The organism is Clavibacter zhangzhiyongii (assembly GCF_014775655.1).
Classification (GTDB): Bacteria; Actinomycetota; Actinomycetes; order Actinomycetales; family Microbacteriaceae; genus Clavibacter; species Clavibacter zhangzhiyongii.
The window spans coordinates 1,067,133-1,081,798 of the sequence record NZ_CP061274.1 but is presented as its reverse complement, the minus strand read 5'-3'; the positions used below and the strand labels follow the sequence as shown (position 1 = coordinate 1,081,798).

The window sequence follows — 14,666 nt, the reverse complement described above, 5'->3', positions numbered from 1 at the left end:
CTAGGGCTCGGTGCCCGCCGCCCCCGCGGCGCCCGGGGCGCAGTACGGCTCGAGCAGGTCCCACCGGTCGTACTGGTCGCCGGGCGGCACGCCGCACTCGAGGAGGACGGCGCCGGCGGAGCGCGTCGGGTCGAGGCCCTCCAGGGTCCCCGAGCCGCGGAACGCGCCGTCGCATCCGGTGACCGTGACGTCTGCGGACTGCGCGGAGCCCAGGTACCCGATCACGTATCGGGCGGCGCGGTCGAGCACGGGGTCGAACGAGGTGATCTGCGGGGGCCGGCCGAACCGCGGCCCGACGAGGTCGCGATCGCGGAGGTCCGCGCCGAGGAAGGCGGCCCAGGTCCCGGGCGGCACGAGGCCGTCGTCGACGGGGACGGCGGGTCCGTCCCCCTCGTCGAGCTCGAGGCGGAGCGCCGGGCGCAGCGCGGTGTCGACGCGCGTGACGCGCTGCGTCGTGGAGCCGAGGCCGGGCTGCTCCCCCGCGCTCGGGATCCGCACGGTCATCACGCGCACGGCGAGCAGCTCGTCCGCGGGCCCGGCCACGGGCTCCGCCCAGTCGATCGAGAGGTCGGCGGGCTCGCAGCCCGCGGGCAGGCGGAGATCCGCGGCGGTCGGGCTCGGCGACGCGGTGGGCGCGGGCACGTCCGAGGGCCCGGGCGTCTCGAGTCCGTAGTCGGACACGTCGTACACGCAGCCCGACAGCAGCGCGACCGCGGCGGCCGCCAGCGCGAGGCGCGCGGGACGGCCGGGGCGGATCACGGTCAGGCGCGGGCGCGCGCGGGGTTCGAGAGCGTGCCGATCCCCTCGATCGACACCTCGACGACCTGGCCGTCGGTGAACGGGCCGACGCCCGCGGGGGTGCCGGTGAGGATCACGTCGCCGGGCAGCAGGGTCCAGACGCGCGAGGCGAAGGCGATGAGCTCGGGCACCGAGTGCACCATCTCGCTCGTGCGGGCCGACTGGCGCAGCTCCCCGTCCACGCGCGTCTCGATGAGCGCGTCCTCGAACGACCCCTCGGTCTCGATGTACGGGCCGAGCGGGCAGAAGGTGTCGTAGCCCTTGGCGCGCGCCCACTGGCTCTCGGAGTGCTGGATGTCGCGGGCCGTCACGTCGTTGCCGATGGTGTAGCCGAAGATCGACCGGTGCGCGTCCTCGACCGACACGTCGCGCGCGATCCTGCCGATGACGACCGCGAGCTCGCCCTCGTGCTCGACCTGCTGGCTGTCGGCGGGGAGGCGGATCGCGTCGTCGGGCCCTACGACCGAGGTGTTGGGCTTCAGGAAGATGAGCGGCGTCGTGGGCGCCTCGCTGCCGTGCTCGGCGGCGTGCGCGGCGTAGTTGCGGCCGACCGCGACGACCTTGGAGCGCGGGATCACGGGCGCGAGCAGCCGCGCGTCGGCGAGCGGCACGCGCTCCCCCGTGGTCTGGTAGCCGCTGAACATGGGGTCGCCGGAGAGGACGACCAGGTGGCCCTCCTCCTCGTCGAGGATGCCGTAGCGGGGGTCGTCTCCGGTGCTGAATCGCGCGATCTTCACGCTGTCGACCCTAGCCGTGCGGCGGCGCGGGCAGACCCGGTCCGGCCGTGGCGATCCGGAGGAGCGCGTCGGCGACGACGTCGCCCGTCTCCCGGTCGACGCCGAACCCGGAGAGGTCGTTCGTCGCCGTCGCCGGCCCCCACGCCGCGCGCAGCAGCGCGAGGCCCGCGTCCGTGAGCGTCACGGGGTTCCGGCGGCCCCGTCCGCGCTCGGCGGAGCGCGACACCAGCCCGCGCGCCTCGAGCCCGGCCAGCAGCGGATCCATGCTCTGCGGGCGCACGGCCACCTCGCGGGCGAGCACCGCCTGCGTGATGGACGGCCGCACCGCCAGGTGGATGAGCACGCCGAACTGCACGGGCGTGAGGTCGTGTTCCGCGAGGACCTCCGTGAGCATCCGCTCGAGCCTCCGGGCGGCGCGCACGGCGCTCCAGGTGATGACGCTCCCGAGGTCGGCCTCGGTGAACTCGTGCGGCTGCGGCATCCGGCCAGCCTAGGTGTTACGGTCCTCAGTATCAGATGCCTGATACTGGAGGAGGAGGCAGCATGGACGGATCGATCCTGGTGACCGGGGCGACGGGCGGCGTCGCGGGACGCGTGGTCGCGCTCCTCGCCGACCGCGGCGAGCCGGTGCGCGCGCTGTGCCGACGGCCCGAGCAGGTGGAGGCGTTCCGGGCGCGCGGCGTCGACGCGGTGCTCGGCGACCTCGGCAGGCCGGGGACGCTCGGCCCCGCCCTGGAGGGCTGCGACCGGATGTTCCTCCTCACGCCCGTGACGCCCCGGCAGGCGGAGCTCGGCCGGAACGCGGTCGAGGCGGCCGAGGCCGCGGGCGTGCGACGGGTGGTGCACCTCTCCGGCGGCGACGCGACCCTCGACTCGCGGCTGCCGTGGGCGCGGGCGTGCGCGGAGACCGACGCGCTGCTGCGCGCCTCCCCGCTCGCCTGGACGCTGCTGCGCCCGTCGGCGTTCATGCAGAACGTCCTGCAGTCCGCTCCCGCCATCCGCCGCGGCCTGTACCCGCAGACCACGGGCGGCAGCGCCATCGGCTGGATCGACGCGGCCGACATCGCCCGCGTCGCCGCGCAGGTCCTCACCGAGGACGGGCACGAGGGCCGCGATCACGTGCTGACGGGGCCGGAGGCGCTCACCTCGCGGCAGGTCGCGGAGCGGCTGTCCACCGCGCTCGGCTGGCGGATCCGGTACGTGCACCTCCCGGGGCCGCTGTTCGGCCTGGCTCTCCGCGCGGGCGGCGCCGACGCGTGGCTCGCGCGCGGTCTCGTCCGGCAGTACGCCGAGGTGGTGCGCGACGGCCTCGACGACGTGCGCGCGATGACCGACGCGGTGAGCCGGATCACGGGCACGCCGCCGCGGTCGTTCCTCGACTTCGCACGGGCGCACGCCGACGAGCTGCGGCGCGGCTGACGGCGGCCCGACGGCCGCGGGACGCGGACGGCCGGCCCCCGTGGAGGGACCGGCCGTCCGCGTCGGGGCGGTGCGCGCTACGCGTCGAGGCGCGTGAGCCATCCGTGGCGGTCGGGGATCCGGCCGTACTGGATGTCGGTCAGCTCCTGGCGCAGCGACGTGGTCAGCTCGCCGGCGGGCGCGTCGATGTCGCCCACGTCGAGGCCCTCGCCCATGAGGCGCCCGATGGGCGTGATGACGGCCGCCGTGCCGCACGCGAACACCTCGGTGATCTCGCCCGACTCGACGCCCTGGACCCACTCGGACAGCTCCACGCGGCGCTTCTCGACCGTGAGGCCGCGGTCGCGCGCGAGCTCGAGGATGGAGTCGCGCGTGATGCCCTCGAGGATGCTGTCGGAGTCCGGCGTGACGATCCGGCCGTCCTTGTAGACCAGCACGAGGTTCATGCCGCCGAGCTCCTCGAGGTAGCGGCCCTCCTGCGAGTCGAGGAAGAGCACCTGCGCGCATCCGTGCGACGCGGCCTCAGCCTGCGGGAGGAGCGACGCGGCGTAGTTGCCGCCGGTCTTCGCCGCGCCCGTCCCGCCCTTGCCCGCACGGGAGTAGTCGCGGGACAGCCAGATGGAGACGGGAGCCACGCCGCCGGTGAAGTAGGCGCCGGCCGGGCTCGCGATGACGTAGTAGCCCACGCGCTGGGCGGCGCGCACTCCGAGGAAGCTCTCGTTGGCGATCATGAACGGGCGCAGGTACAGGCTCTGCTCGGCGCCGCGCGGCACCCAGTCGATGTCCGCGCGGACGAGCTGGCGGACCGACTCGACGAAGTCCTCGGTCGCGAGCTCCGGCAGCGCGAGGCGGCGGGCCGAGCGCTGGAGGCGGGCGGCGTTGCGGTCGGGGCGGAAGGTCCAGACGGATCCGTCGGCGTGCGCGTACGCCTTCATCCCCTCGAAGATCTCCTGCGCGTAGTGCAGGACGCTCGCCGCGGGGTCGAGCTGGAGGGGGCCGTACGGGACGACGCGCGCGTCCTGCCAGCCGGCGTCGAGGGTCCAGTCGATCTGGACCATGTGGTCCGTGAAGTGCTTGCCGAAGCCGGGGTCCGCGAGGATCGCCTCCCGCTCGGCGTCGGCGCGGGCGGTCTCCGACGGGGTCAGCTCGAAGGAGAGGGGGAAGGCGGCGTCGGTGCTGGTGGTGCTCATGGGGTCCTTCAGCGGGTCGTGGAGAGGGCGCGGATGACGGCGTCGCCGACCTCCGCGGTGGAACGGGGAGCCGTGTCGCCCGCGGCGCGCGCCGCGAGGTCGGCCGTGACGGCCGCCGTGACGCGGGCGGACGCCTCGGGCAGGCCGAGGTGGTCGAGCAGGAGCGCGACGGAGAGGATCGCGGCGGTCGGGTCGGCCTTCTGCTGGCCGGCGATGTCGGGCGCGGATCCGTGCACCGGCTCGAACATGCTCGGGAACGCGCCCGTGGGGTTCACGTTGCCGGACGCCGCGAGGCCGATGCCGCCGCTGATGGCCGCTGCCAGGTCGGTGATGATGTCGCCGAAGAGGTTGTCGGAGACGATGACGTCGAAGCGGGACGGGTCGGTGACCAGGAAGATCATGGTCGCGTCGACGTGCAGGTAGTCGACCTCGATGCCGGGGTGCTCGGCGGCGACGCGGTCGACGGTGCGCTGCCAGAGGGATCCGGCGAAGGTCAGCACGTTCGTCTTGTGGACGAGCGTGACGCGCCGACGCTCGCGCTTCTCGGCCAGCTCGAACGCGAACCGGACGGTGCGCTCCACGCCGTGCGCCGTGTTGACGGACACCTCGGTCGCGATCTCGTGCTCGGTGCCGCGGCGGAGGACGCCGCCGTTGCCGGCGTACGGCCCCTCGGTGCCCTCGCGCACCACGACGAAGTCGACCTCGCCGGGCGCGGCCAGCGGCGACGCGACGCCGGGCAGCAGCGTGGTCGGCCGCAGGTTGACGTAGTGGTCGAACGCGAAGCGCAGCTTCAGCAGCAGCCCGCGCTCGATGATGCCGCCCGCCAGGCGCGCGTCGCGGGGGTCGCCGCCGACGGCGCCGAGGAGGATCGCGTCGTGCTGCGCGAGCGCGGCGAGGTCGGCGTCCGTGAGGATCTCCCCGGTCTCGAGGTAGTGTCCGGCGCCGAACGGGTACTGGACGGTGTCGAGCGACACGTCCGCGGGGACCGCCTCCCGGAGCACGCGCAGGGCCTCGTGGACGACCTCCGGGCCGATGCCGTCCCCCGGGACGACGGCGAGCGAGATGGTGCGGGGCATGGATCCTCCCGGAGCTCGGTGGGTGTCGGGCCAGGTTACCCGTCCGCCGCGGGCACCCGCGCGCTACGGTGGAGGCACCCGACGGCCCCGACGGGCACGACAGAAGGACACACCCATGAGCATCGGACTCGGCATCTTCCTGGTCGTCGTCGGCGCGATCCTCGCGTTCGCCGTCGACCTCACCGTCCCGGGGGTCGACCTGCAGCTGGTCGGCTACATCCTCATGGGCGGCGGCGCGCTGGTGATCATCATCGGCATCGCGCTCCTCGCCCGCCGCCGCACGGCAGTCAGCGAGACGCGCACGCGCATCGACCCCGCGACCGGCCAGCGCATCACGCGCCGGGAGCGCTCGGACGACAACATCGTCTGATCCCTCCCCGCACGCGAGTCGGGCCCGTCACCCCATGGGGTGACGGGCCCGATGCGCGTCCGGCGGCCGCTCCGCGGGGTGGCCCCCGCGATCAGTCGTGGGAGCTCGCGCGGCGCAGGCTCGTGAGCGAGATGACGATGGCGCCCACCATCAGCACGGCGCCGATGATCGAGGTCGTCACCACGCCGCCGTCGAAGGCCGTGTGCGCCGACTCCAGCAGCGCCGCCCCCACGTCGGACGGCACGCGCTCGGCGACGGACACCGCTCCCCCGAGGGTCTCGCGCGCGGCGACGGCGTCGCCCTCGGACAGGCCGGCGGGCAGCACCAGCCCGGTGCGGTAGCTGGCGGTGAGGATGCTGCCGAGCACGGCCGTGCCGAGCACGGCGCCCACCTCGTACGCCGTCTCCGACACGGCGGACGCCGCGCCCGCCTTCGCCGGCGGGACGGCCGCGATGATGAGGTCGTTGGAGATCGTCTGGGAGGCGCCGATGCCCGCGCCGAGCAGGCAGAACGCGACGACGAGCAGGCCCACCGAGGCGCCGCGGCCGGTGACCGCGAGCAGCACGTAGGCGACGGTCGAGAACGCGAGCGCGATGGCGACGACCCGCGAGGGGCGGGCGCGCGCCACGATGGGGACGATCACGAGGCCCGAGACGATGACCACGACGGATCCCGGGATGAGCGCGAACCCGGCGGCCAGCGGGTCCAGCCCCGCGACGAGCTGCAGGTGCTGCGTCACGAAGAAGAGGAAGCCGACGAGCGAGACGACGCTCAGCAGGTTGACGAGCACCGCGCCCGTGAACACCGGCTCGCGGAAGAGCGCGACGTCGAGCATGGGGTTCCGCGCGCGGGACATGCGGCGCACGAACAGGATCCCGGCGACCACGCCCACGACGGGCGCCGCGATCGCGAGCGGGGTGACGCCCTCGGTCGCGAACGTCTTGATCGCGTAGACGATGGGCGCGACGGTGGCGAGCGACAGCACGATGGCGACCACGTCGATCGGGCCGGGCACCGGGTCCTTCGACTCGGGCACGAGCGCCGGCGTGAGGATCAGCAGCGGCAGCAGCACGGGCACGGCGACGAGGAACACGGATCCCCACCAGAAGTGCTCGAGCAGCACGCCGCCCACGAGCGGGCCGAGCGCGGATCCGCCGGAGAAACCCGACGCCCAGATCGCGATGGCGAGGCGGCGCTGCGTGCGGTCGGTGAAGATCGAGCGGAGGAGCGACAGCGTCGACGGCATGAGCATGGCCCCGAAGAAGCCGAGCGCGGCGCGTGCCGCGATGAGCTGCGAGGCGTCGGTCGCGAAGGCCGCGAGGGCGGAGACGAGGCCGAAGCCCGCCGCGCCGATCATTAGCAGGCGGCGGCGCCCGTAGCGGTCGCCCATGTTGCCCATGGCGACGAGGAGGCCCGCGAGCACGAGCGGGTAGGCGTCGATGATCCAGAGCTGGGCCGCGCCCGACGGCTCGAGGTCGCGCGCGATGGACGGCATCGCGAAGCTCAGCACGGTGTTGTCGATGGAGACGAGCAGCACCGGGAGCATGAGGACCACGAGCGCCGCCCACTGGCGGCGCCCCGCGCGGGCGGGGGCGGTCACGGGGACGGACTCGGTGCGGGGCGTGGACATGACGGGGCTTCCTGACGTCGGGAGGCGACGGCGCGGGCGCGCGGACGGGGCCGCGAGGGCGGCCGGGATCACTGTACCGTCCGGTCGGTACAGTCGGCAACCCATCGCGGCTACGCTGGGGGGATGCCCGACGCACCGCCCGACGATCCCGCGCCCGCGACCGCCCCCGACGCCACCGCGGGGAGCGCGCGCGACCGCATCCTCGACGCCTTCGAGGAGCTGCTCGTGCAGCAGGGCGAGCGCGGCACGACGCTCGAGGCGGTCGCCGCCGCGGCCGGCGTCTCCAAGGGCGGGCTGCTTTACCACTTCGGCGGCAAGGAGGCGCTCGTCGACGGGCTCCTCGCCCGCATGGCCGAGCTCGCCCGCGAGGACGTCGAGCGGCTGCGGCAGGCCGAGCGCGGCCCCGTCGACCGGTGGATCCGCGGCTCGCTCTCGACCGCCACGCCCTTCGACCGCGCCTACGTCGCCACCAGCCGGCTCGCCCAGGGCAACCACCCGCGCGCCCGTGACGCGCTCACGCACCTGCAGGACGAGTGGGCCGCGGTGATCCTCGAGGCCGTGGGCGACCCGGCCGTCGCGCGCGCCGTGCTCCTCATCGGCGACGGCCTCTACTACAACTCGGCCCTGCAGCCGTGGCTCGGCGGATCCGCCCCCGCCGACTCCGCGCTCGACGAGCTCATCCGCGTGGTCGACGACCTCGTGCGGCTCCGCTCGACCCGCGGCTGACCCGGCCCGGACGCACCGCGAGGGCGGCCGCCGCAGCAGCCGCCCTCGCGCGGGTCCGTCCGACCGGGATCAGTCGGCGATGTCGATCTCGCGCAGCGACGTGGCCTGGATGGCCCGGCGCACGTTCTCCAGCACGCCGTCCGGCACGGGCGAGTCGACGCTCAGCACGCTGAGCGCGCGGCCGCCGGCCTCCTGGCGGGCGATCTGCATGCCCGCGATGTTGACCTCGGCGTCGCCGAACTCCTTGCCGTAGACCGCGACGATGCCGGGGCGGTCCTCGTACTTCATGACGATGAGGTGGCGGCTGAACGGCACCTCGACGTCGTAGCCGTCGATCTCGACGAGCTTCTCGATCTGCTTCGTGCCCGTGAGCGTGCCCGACACCGAGACCTGCGTGCCGTCGGACAGCGCGCCGCGGATGCTGAGCACGTTGCGGTACTCCTCGGAGACGGCGTCGGTGATGAGCCGCACCTCGAGCCCGCGCTGCTCGGCGAGGAGCGGCGCGTTGACGTAGGAGACGTTCTCGCTCACCACGTTGGTGAACACGCCCTTGAGCGCCGCGAGCTTGAGGACGCTGACGTCGTAGCCGGCGAGCTCGCCGCGGACGACCACGTCGATGCTCGTGAGCGCCTCGTGCGCGAGACCCGAGAACACCTGGCCGAGCTTCTCCATCAGCGGGATGCCGGGGCGCACGTACGGGTCGATGACGCCGCCGGCGACGTTGACCGCGTCGGGCACGAGCTCGCCGCCGAGCGCGAGCCGCACGCTCCGGGCGACCGAGACGCCGGCCTTCTCCTGCGCCTCGTCGGTGGAGGCGCCGAGGTGCGGCGTGACGATGATGTTGTCGAGCTCGAGCAGCGGCGACCCCGTGGGCGGCTCGCTGACGAACACGTCGAGGCCGGCGCCCGCGATGCGCTTCGACTTGAGCGCCGTGTACAGCGCGTCCTCGTCGATGATGCCGCCGCGGCTCGCGTTGACGATGCGCAGGGACGGCTTCGCGAGCGCGAACTGCTCGGTGGAGATGAGGCCCGTGGTGTCGGGCGTCTTCGGGATGTGGATCGTGATGAAGTCGGCGACCCTCATCAGCTCGTCGAGCGGGAGGAGCTGCACGCCGAGCTGCTGCGCGCGGGCCGGCGTGACGTAGGGGTCGTACGCGACGAGGGTGGCGCCGAAGCCCGCGAGGCGCTGGGCGACGAGCGTGCCGATGCGGCCGAGGCCGACGATGCCGATGGTCTTCTCGTAGAGCTCCACGCCCGTGAAGGACGAGCGCTTCCAGAGGCCCTGCTTGAGCGACGCGCTCGCGTCCGGGATGAATCGGGCCAGCGAGAGGATGTGGCCGATCGCGAGCTCGGCGGCCGAGATGACGTTCGAGGTCGGCGCGTTCACGACCATGACGCCCGCGGTGGTCGCGGCCTTGATGTCGACGTTGTCGAGGCCGACGCCGGCACGGGCGACGACCTGCAGGCGCGGGGCCGCGGCGATGGCCTCCGCGTCGATGCGGGTGGCGGAGCGCACGAGCACCGCGTCCGCCTCCGCGAGGGCCGCGAGCAGCGCCGGGCGGTCGGTGCCGTCCACGGATCGGACGTCGAAGTCGGGCCCGAGGGCGTCGACGGTGGCGGGCGAGAGTTCTTCGGCGATCACGACGACGGGCTTGGTCAAGAGCGGTCCTTCGGGCGGGGGCGGCTGGGACCCTCACATGCTAGTGGCCCCAGAATGGGCGGATGAGCGATGTGACGTGGGCCGGCATCCAGCTCGCCGTGCGGATCCTGCTGGCCCTCGTCTTCGTCGGCATGGGCGTGAACCACTTCGCGCCGAGGGCCGCGCGGGCCATGGCGGCGATCATCCCGCCGTCGTTCCGGCGCCCCGGGATCCCCTCTCCCCTGGCGCTCGTGCGCCTCACCGGCGTGTGCGAGATCGCCGGCGGCGTCGGCCTCCTCGTGGAGCCCGTGCGCCTGGCCGCGGGCGTCGCGCTGGCCGTCTTCCTCGTCGCGGTCTTCCCCGCGAACGCCTACGCGGCCCGGCACCCGGAGCGCTTCGGGCGCATCGCGATCCCGCTGGTGCCGCGCCTCGTGGCGCAGGTCGTGCTGATCGCGCTGGTGCTGTTCGCGGGCTGGCCGCTCTAGGCGCGCGGCCGGCGCGCCCGCGACGCCCGAGGACCTAGACGAGCGGCAGCAGCTCGGCGACCCCAACCGTGAGCGCGCTCGCGGCGGCGAGCCCGGCCAGCATCACGAGGACGCGCGCGGCGACGGGGCGACGACGGCCCGCCCGCGCCGCGAGGACGAACGCGACGACGGGCACGAGGATCGCGGCGACGAGCGCGGCGGCGGTGCCCGGCCGGAGCGCGCCGCCGAAGGCCGTGGCGATGTCGCGGAAGGCCGTGTACTGGTCCACCGCCTGCCACACGAGGATCCCGTGGGCGAGCGCCCCGTGGACGCCCACGACCCAGCCCGCCCGCGTGGGGCGGCCCCGGCGCACGGGCGCGGGAGCGGCGGTCGCGGTCCGGTCGGCGCTCATCGGGTCACCAGCCAGGGCCACGGGAACAGGACGACGGCGCCGGCCGCGAGCACGAGCGCGCGCCCGTGGAGGCGCATGCCGCGCGCGGCGGTCACGACGGCGGCGAGCCACAGCACGGGCGCGAGCACCGTGAGCGCCTCGGTGGCCTGCGCGACGCCGACCTGGAAGCCGGACCCCGCGCTCGCCGGGTTGTCGCGCACGACGAAGAACCAGGCGATGGCCTCGAGGATCGCGACCGCGCCGAAGAACGCGAGCACGACGACGTCGGGCGACGCCTCGGGCGCGTCGTCGACGAGCGGACCGCGCGGAGCAGGGGTGCCGCCGTCGGACGAGTCCCCGTCGGACCCCGCGCGTCGGGCGGCGGTGGCGCCGAGGGCGGAGGACCGGCCGGTGGCGGTGTCGGCGTCGGGGCGGCGGCGCGGGACCGCGCGCTGCGGCTCGGGCGAGCGGGCGAGCGTGGGATCCGCCTCCTCGCCGGCCCAGCTGAGGGCGTCGTCGTCGGGGGTGCGGGGCATCCCCCGATGCTACGTGCTCGGCTCCGGACGCCCGCTCCACGCTCCCCGGCCGTCTCGGGTCTCGCCTTGCGCCCGGACGCGCGGACGCCCGGTCGCGCGAGGCGACCGGGCGTCCGGCGGTGCGGGTGGGGCGTCGGCTAGCGGGCGACCGAGCCGTCCGTGTAGTCGTCGTCGGCCTTGTTCCACGCGAAGAGCTTGCGCAGCTCGCGGCCGGTCGACTCGATGGGGTGCTCCTCGCCCTTCTTGCGGAGCTCGAGGAACTCCGGCGCGCCGGCGTCCTGGTCCTCGATGAAGCGCTTCGCGAAGGCACCCGACTGGATGTCCGCGAGGACGGCCTTCATGTTCTCCTTGACGTCGGGCGTGATGACGCGCGGGCCGGAGACGTAGTCGCCGTACTCGGCGGTGTCGGAGATGCTCCAGCGCTGCTTGGCGATGCCGCCCTCCCACATGAGGTCGACGATGAGCTTGAGCTCGTGCAGCACCTCGAAGTACGCGATCTGCGGCTGGTAGCCCGCCTCGATCAGCGTCTCGAAGCCGTACTGGACCAGCTGCGAGGTGCCGCCGCAGAGCACGGCCTGCTCGCCGAACAGGTCGGTCTCGGTCTCCTCGGTGAAGGTGGTGCGGATGGCGCCGGCGCGCAGTCCGCCGATGCCCTTGGCGTACGACCAGGCGAGGTCCCACGCCTTGCCCGACGCGTCGACCTCGACGGCCACGATGACGGGGACGCCGCGGCCGGCCTCGAACTCGCGGCGCACGGTGTGGCCCGGGCCCTTGGGGGCGACGAGGATGACGTCGACGCCCTCGGGCGCCTCGATGTAGCCGAAGCGGATGTTGAAGCCGTGCGCGAAGACGAGCGTCTTGCCCTCGGTGAGGTTGTCGCGGACGCTGTCGGCGTAGAGGCCGCGCTGGTGCTGGTCGGGCGCGAGGATGACGATGACGTCGGCCCAGGCGGACGCGTCGGACGGGGTCTTGACCTCGAAGCCCTGCTCCTCGGCCTTGGCGCGGCTGGACGAGCCCTCCTTGAGGCCGATGACGACCTCGACGCCGGAGTCGCGGAGGTTCAGCGCGTGCGCGTGACCCTGCGAGCCGTAGCCGATGACGGCGACCTTGCGACCCTGGATGAGCGAGAGGTCGGCGTCCTTGTCGTAGACGATGTCAGTCACGTGATGGATCTCCTTGTTCTGTCGTCCCCGCGGGAGGTGCGAGGGGCGGTCGTGCCGAGGCGCCTCGCGCTCGCGCGGGGCGGGGGTCGTGGACGTTCGGGTGCACGCGTGGTGGCGTGCGCGGGGAGCCTAGCGGCAGAGCCGCGGGCCCTGTCGGGCGTTCCCTAGGAGGTGCGGAAGACGCGGTCGGTGATCGACTTCGAGCCGCGCCCCATGGCGAGGAGGCCCGACTGGGCGAGCTCCTTGATGCCGAAGGGCTCGAGCACGCGGAGGAGGGCCTGGACCTTCCCCGAGTCGCCCGTGACCTCGATGATGAGCGCGTCGGTGGCGACGTCGACCACGCGGGCGCGGAAGAGGTTGACGGCCTCGAGGACCTGCGACCGGGTCGTGTTGTCGACGCGCACCTTGACGAGCAGGTGCTCGCGCTCGACGGCCTGGCCGGGATCGAGCTCCACGATCTTGATGACGTTGACGAGCTTGTTCAGCTGCTTGGTCACCTGCTCGAGCGGGAGCGCCTCGACGTCGACGACGACGGTGATGCGCGAGAGGCCCTCGATCTCGCTCGCGCCGACGGCGAGCGACTCGATGTTGAAGCCGCGCCGGGCGAACAGGCCCGCGACGCGGGTGAGGAGGCCCGGCTTGTCCTCCACCAGGAGGCTCAGGATGTGGCTCACTTCTCGGTCCTCCCGGTCTCGGCGAGGTCGTCGTCCCAGCTGGGGGCGTGGTCGCGGGCGTACTGCACGGCGCTGTTGCTGAGGCCCTGCGGCACCATCGGCCAGACCATGGCGTCGCGGCTGACCACGAAGTCGATGACGACCGGGCGGTCGTTCGTCGCGAGCGCCAGGCGGATCGCGTCGTCCACCTCCTCGGGCTTCGTCACGCGGATCCCCAGGGCGCCGTACGCGTCGGCCATCTTCACGAAGTCGGGGACCATGCGGGACCCGCCGCCCGTGTTCAGGTCGGTGTTGGAGTAGCGGCCGTCGTAGAAGAGGGTCTGCCACTGGCGCACCATGCCGAGCGACGAGTTGTTGATGATCGCGACCTTGATGGGGATGTCGTTGATGGTGCAGGTGGCGAGCTCCTGGTTGGTCATCTGGAAGCAGCCGTCGCCGTCGATCGCCCACACGTGGCGGTCGGGCTGGGCGACCTTGGCGCCCATCGCGGCGGGCACCGAGTAGCCCATGGTGCCGGCGCCGCCGGAGTTGAGCCAGGAGTTGGGGCGCTCGTACTTGATGAACTGGGCGGCCCACATCTGGTGCTGGCCGACGCCGGAGGCGAACACGCCCTCGGGGCCGGTGATCTCGCCGATGCGCTGGATGACGTACTGCGGCGCGAGCTGGCCGTCCTCGGGCGGCGTGTACCCGAGCGGGAACTCCTCGCGGAGCCCGTCGAGGTAGGTCCACCAGTCGGCGATGTCCTGCTCCACGGCGGACGCGGCCTTCGCGTCGCGGAACGCGACGACGAGGTCGGCGATGACGTCCTTCGCGTCGCCCACGATGGGGACGTCGGCGATGCGGATCTTCGAGATCTCGGCCGGGTCGACGTCGACGTGCACGACCTTGGCGTGCGGCGCGAACTCCGCCGCCTTGCCGGTCACGCGGTCGTCGAACCGCGCGCCGAGCGAGACGAGCAGGTCGGACTCCTGCAGCGCGAGCACCGCGGGGACCGTGCCGTGCATCCCGGGCATGCCGAGCTGCTGCGGGTGCGAGTCGGGGAACGCGCCCCGGGCCATGAGCGTCGTGACGACGGGCGCGCCGACCGCCTCGGCCAGCGCGAGGAGCTCCTCGTGCGCCTTGGCGCGGATCACGCCGCCGCCCACGTAGAGCACGGGCTTCTTCGCCTCGACGAGCAGCTGCGCGGCGGCCTGGATCTGCTTGCCGTGCGCCTTGACGACGGGGCGGTAGCCGGGAAGGTCGATCTTCGGCGGCCAGTGGAACGGCGCCTCGAGCTGCTGCGCGTCCTTCGTAATGTCCACGAGGACGGGGCCGGGACGGCCGGTGGAGGCGATGTGGTACGCCGCCGCGATGGTCGACGGGATGTCCTCGGGCTTGGTGACCAGGAAGGAGTGCTTCGTGATGGGCATCGTGATGCCGACGATGTCGGCCTCCTGGAAGGCGTCCGTGCCCATGAGCGTCGAGAACACCTGGCCGGTGATCGCGAGGAGCGGCACCGAGTCCATGTAGGCGTCCGCGATGGCGGTCACGAGGTTGGTGGCGCCCGGCCCGGACGTGGCGATGCAGACGCCGGTGCGTCCGCTCGAGGACGCGTAGCCCTCGGCGGCGTGGCCGGCGCCCTGCTCGTGGCGGACGAGGATGTGGCGCAGCTTCGTCGAGTCCATGAGCGGGTCGTAGGTCGGGAGGATGGCGCCGCCCGGCAGGCCGAAGATGTCGTCGACGCCGAGGAGCTCGAGGGTCCGGACGACGGCCTGGGCCCCCGTGAGGATCTCGTCGCCCTGATGGGCGGTCGGCGCCTGCGGCGTGGGGGGCGGGGTGGGCAGAGCTGGCATGGGTGCGCGATTCCTGGCAGAG

General features: G+C 73.5%; 16 protein-coding genes. 4 read left to right on the top strand and 12 right to left on the bottom strand.

All coding sequences use genetic code 11. The features are described from left to right. The 3 genes from H9X71_RS05175 to H9X71_RS05165 are packed head-to-tail and all read right to left on the bottom strand — an operon-like array spanning nucleotide 1 to nucleotide 2,016. Nucleotides 1–759, bottom strand: coding sequence for a hypothetical protein (locus H9X71_RS05175; protein ID WP_191148633.1), 759 nt, complete (start codon nucleotides 757–759; stop codon nucleotides 1–3). 2 nt (nucleotides 760–761) lie between these two features. Continuing rightward, nucleotides 762–1,535, bottom strand: a complete 774-nt coding sequence (locus tag H9X71_RS05170; protein WP_191148632.1) for a fumarylacetoacetate hydrolase family protein — start codon at nucleotides 1,533–1,535, stop codon at nucleotides 762–764. A 10-nt stretch (nucleotides 1,536–1,545) separates the two neighbouring features. Further along, on the bottom strand, nucleotides 1,546–2,016 hold the full coding sequence (locus H9X71_RS05165; protein ID WP_191148631.1) for a MarR family winged helix-turn-helix transcriptional regulator: 471 nt from the start codon (nucleotides 2,014–2,016) through the stop codon (nucleotides 1,546–1,548). A gap of 62 nt (nucleotides 2,017–2,078) precedes the next feature. On the opposite strand from H9X71_RS05165, the gene H9X71_RS05160 reads away from it, so the two are divergent. Beyond that, nucleotides 2,079–2,954: an SDR family oxidoreductase gene (locus tag H9X71_RS05160; RefSeq protein ID WP_191148630.1), complete on the top strand. Its 876-nt coding sequence runs from the start codon at nucleotides 2,079–2,081 to the stop codon at nucleotides 2,952–2,954. Between the two features lie 77 nt (nucleotides 2,955–3,031). Here H9X71_RS05160 and H9X71_RS05155 read toward each other — a convergent pair whose 3' ends face one another. Next, nucleotides 3,032–4,144: a branched-chain amino acid aminotransferase gene (locus H9X71_RS05155; protein ID WP_191148629.1), complete on the bottom strand. Its 1,113-nt coding sequence runs from the start codon at nucleotides 4,142–4,144 to the stop codon at nucleotides 3,032–3,034. An 8-nt stretch (nucleotides 4,145–4,152) separates the two neighbouring features. After that, nucleotides 4,153–5,220 carry a 3-isopropylmalate dehydrogenase gene (locus H9X71_RS05150; protein WP_191148628.1) on the bottom strand — a complete coding sequence of 356 codons (1,068 nt, stop codon included), beginning with the start codon at nucleotides 5,218–5,220 and terminating at the stop codon, nucleotides 4,153–4,155. 115 nt (nucleotides 5,221–5,335) lie between these two features. Here H9X71_RS05150 and H9X71_RS05145 point away from each other — a divergent pair, with 115 nt between their 5' ends. Then, the gene (locus H9X71_RS05145; RefSeq protein WP_191148627.1) at nucleotides 5,336–5,590 is read left to right on the top strand and encodes a DUF6458 family protein; all 255 of its coding nucleotides are present in this window, start codon (nucleotides 5,336–5,338) and stop codon (nucleotides 5,588–5,590) included. 91 nt (nucleotides 5,591–5,681) lie between these two features. Here the strand turns inward: H9X71_RS05145 and H9X71_RS05140 are convergent, their stop codons facing one another. Then, nucleotides 5,682–7,220, bottom strand: a complete 1,539-nt coding sequence (locus H9X71_RS05140; RefSeq protein ID WP_191148626.1) for an MFS transporter — start codon at nucleotides 7,218–7,220, stop codon at nucleotides 5,682–5,684. Nucleotides 7,221–7,343: 123 nt separating this feature from the next. Between H9X71_RS05140 and H9X71_RS05135 the strand changes: the two genes are divergently transcribed. Then, nucleotides 7,344–7,946 carry a TetR/AcrR family transcriptional regulator gene (locus H9X71_RS05135; RefSeq protein WP_191148625.1) on the top strand — a complete coding sequence of 201 codons (603 nt, stop codon included), beginning with the start codon at nucleotides 7,344–7,346 and terminating at the stop codon, nucleotides 7,944–7,946. A gap of 69 nt (nucleotides 7,947–8,015) precedes the next feature. Here the strand turns inward: H9X71_RS05135 and serA are convergent, their stop codons facing one another. Then, nucleotides 8,016–9,605 carry a phosphoglycerate dehydrogenase gene (gene serA, locus H9X71_RS05130; RefSeq protein WP_191148624.1) on the bottom strand — a complete coding sequence of 530 codons (1,590 nt, stop codon included), beginning with the start codon at nucleotides 9,603–9,605 and terminating at the stop codon, nucleotides 8,016–8,018. Nucleotides 9,606–9,667: 62 nt separating this feature from the next. On the opposite strand from serA, the gene H9X71_RS05125 reads away from it, so the two are divergent. Then, complete coding sequence (locus tag H9X71_RS05125) at nucleotides 9,668–10,069, top strand: DoxX family protein (protein ID WP_191148623.1); 402 nt, start codon at nucleotides 9,668–9,670, stop codon at nucleotides 10,067–10,069. Nucleotides 10,070–10,103: 34 nt separating this feature from the next. Here the strand turns inward: H9X71_RS05125 and H9X71_RS05120 are convergent, their stop codons facing one another. The 5 genes from H9X71_RS05120 to H9X71_RS05100 form a co-directional block, all read right to left on the bottom strand. Then, on the bottom strand, nucleotides 10,104–10,460 hold the full coding sequence (locus tag H9X71_RS05120; RefSeq protein ID WP_191148622.1) for a hypothetical protein: 357 nt from the start codon (nucleotides 10,458–10,460) through the stop codon (nucleotides 10,104–10,106). Beyond that, complete coding sequence (locus H9X71_RS05115; protein ID WP_191148621.1) at nucleotides 10,457–10,975, bottom strand: hypothetical protein; 519 nt, start codon at nucleotides 10,973–10,975, stop codon at nucleotides 10,457–10,459. Before H9X71_RS05115 ends, H9X71_RS05120 begins: the two co-directional genes overlap by 4 nt. Before the next feature lie 137 nt (nucleotides 10,976–11,112). Then, entirely contained in the window at nucleotides 11,113–12,138 is a 1,026-nt protein-coding gene (gene ilvC / locus H9X71_RS05110) for a ketol-acid reductoisomerase (RefSeq protein ID WP_191148620.1), read from the bottom strand. A gap of 164 nt (nucleotides 12,139–12,302) precedes the next feature. Further along, nucleotides 12,303–12,812 carry an acetolactate synthase small subunit gene (ilvN, locus tag H9X71_RS05105; protein ID WP_191148619.1) on the bottom strand — a complete coding sequence of 170 codons (510 nt, stop codon included), beginning with the start codon at nucleotides 12,810–12,812 and terminating at the stop codon, nucleotides 12,303–12,305. Beyond that, nucleotides 12,809–14,644 (bottom strand): acetolactate synthase large subunit, encoded by a 1,836-nt coding sequence (locus H9X71_RS05100; RefSeq protein WP_191148618.1) that lies wholly within the window; start codon nucleotides 14,642–14,644, stop codon nucleotides 12,809–12,811. Before H9X71_RS05100 ends, ilvN begins: the two co-directional genes overlap by 4 nt. Between the last annotated feature and the right edge of the window lie 22 nt (nucleotides 14,645–14,666).

What these genes read in the sequence shown, in the direction of transcription:
- H9X71_RS05155 (WP_191148629.1), bottom strand. Translation starts at nt 4,144, where the DNA reads ATGAGCACCACCAGCACCGACGCCGCCTTCCCCCTCTCCTTCGAGCTG.
- H9X71_RS05125 (WP_191148623.1), top strand. Translation starts at nt 9,668, where the DNA reads ATGAGCGATGTGACGTGGGCCGGCATCCAGCTCGCCGTGCGGATCCTG.
- H9X71_RS05150 (WP_191148628.1), bottom strand. Translation starts at nt 5,220, where the DNA reads ATGCCCCGCACCATCTCGCTCGCCGTCGTCCCGGGGGACGGCATCGGC.
- H9X71_RS05165 (WP_191148631.1), bottom strand. Translation starts at nt 2,016, where the DNA reads ATGCCGCAGCCGCACGAGTTCACCGAGGCCGACCTCGGGAGCGTCATC.
- H9X71_RS05120 (WP_191148622.1), bottom strand. Translation starts at nt 10,460, where the DNA reads ATGAGCGCCGACCGGACCGCGACCGCCGCTCCCGCGCCCGTGCGCCGG.
- H9X71_RS05160 (WP_191148630.1), top strand. Translation starts at nt 2,079, where the DNA reads ATGGACGGATCGATCCTGGTGACCGGGGCGACGGGCGGCGTCGCGGGA.
- H9X71_RS05140 (WP_191148626.1), bottom strand. Translation starts at nt 7,220, where the DNA reads ATGTCCACGCCCCGCACCGAGTCCGTCCCCGTGACCGCCCCCGCCCGC.
- H9X71_RS05145 (WP_191148627.1), top strand. Translation starts at nt 5,336, where the DNA reads ATGAGCATCGGACTCGGCATCTTCCTGGTCGTCGTCGGCGCGATCCTC.
- H9X71_RS05100 (WP_191148618.1), bottom strand. Translation starts at nt 14,644, where the DNA reads ATGCCAGCTCTGCCCACCCCGCCCCCCACGCCGCAGGCGCCGACCGCC.
- H9X71_RS05115 (WP_191148621.1), bottom strand. Translation starts at nt 10,975, where the DNA reads ATGCCCCGCACCCCCGACGACGACGCCCTCAGCTGGGCCGGCGAGGAG.
- H9X71_RS05135 (WP_191148625.1), top strand. Translation starts at nt 7,344, where the DNA reads ATGCCCGACGCACCGCCCGACGATCCCGCGCCCGCGACCGCCCCCGAC.